The sequence below is a fragment of the Vogesella mureinivorans genome (genome assembly GCF_007644035.1).
Taxonomy (GTDB): domain Bacteria; phylum Pseudomonadota; class Gammaproteobacteria; order Burkholderiales; family Chromobacteriaceae; genus Vogesella; species Vogesella mureinivorans.
Genome location: NZ_VMTV02000797.1, coordinates 1 through 261, shown reverse-complemented (window position 1 = coordinate 261; position 261 = coordinate 1). Strand labels below are relative to the sequence as shown.

At 66.3% G+C, this 261-nt stretch carries 1 protein-coding gene; it reads left to right on the top strand.

Annotation, left to right across the window (positions count from 1 at the left end; genetic code table 11):
- Nucleotides 1-11: 11 nt before the first annotated feature.
- Nucleotides 12-261 (top strand): pyridoxal-phosphate dependent enzyme (locus tag FLQ44_RS19365; protein WP_147695688.1); only part of this gene is annotated, 250 nt, incomplete at its 3' end.

Below are 261 nucleotides of genomic sequence, written 5' to 3'. Positions count from 1 at the left end.
GCCACGCCCCCATGCCCATCTATGACAGCGTCACCGACCTGATCGGCAACACCCCGATCGTGCGCGCTCGCAACCTCGACACCGGCTGCTGCGAGTTGTTCTTCAAGCTCGAAGCCATGAATCCGGGCGGCTCGATCAAGGACCGCATCGGCCTGACCATGATCGAAGCGGCCGAGAAGGCCGGGAAGATCAAGCCCGGCGACACGCTCGTCGAAGGCACCGCCGGCAACACCGGCATCGGGCTGGCCCTGGTCGCCCAGC